Below are 621 nucleotides of genomic sequence, written 5' to 3' on the forward strand. Positions count from 1 at the left end.
ATGATCAAACCGGACCAGACGCCCTCATTCCAAAGAAAAAGGGGCGTCCATCGATGAAAGAGAAACCGAAGAAACCCGTACCATCAATGGAGTCGAACGAAACACTCCAGGAAGAAGTCGAACGGTTGCGCATGGAGAACGCGTATTTAAAAAAGTTGAATGCCTTAGTGAAGGAAAAGGAACGCTCACAACGCAACTCAAAGCTCAAGTAATCTATGAGCTAAGGCATGATTTTAAGGTCGTCGACCTCATCCACGTGGCATCCATTCCAAGAAGCACCTATTATTATTGGATCAAACATCAGGAACGTCCCGACAAATACAAAGAGGCAAAAGAGGCGATTTCCGTCATCTTTCACGAACACAAAGGGCGTTATGGGCATCGGAATATCCAAATCGAATTGGGGAAAAGAGACATCCACCTCGATCCGAAAACCGTTCTGAAGTTGATGAACGTGATCGGCCTCACCTGCCAGGTGCGGCTGAAGAAATACTGTTCCTACCGCGGCAATGCCGGGAAGGTGGCACCGAATGTGCTGCGCCGGGATTTCACGGCCGAGAAACCGAATCAGAAGTGGGTGACCGATGTGACGGAGTTTGCCCTTTTCGGACAGAAGCTCTA

General features: G+C 48.8%; 1 pseudogene. It reads left to right on the forward strand.

Annotated elements, in window-relative coordinates:
• A pseudogene (locus FQV28_RS19560) lies at nt 1-621 on the forward strand (IS3 family transposase); the annotation flags it as partial.

The organism is Planomicrobium sp. CPCC 101079, assembly GCF_007859275.1.
GTDB lineage: Bacteria > Bacillota > Bacilli > Bacillales_A > Planococcaceae > Planococcus.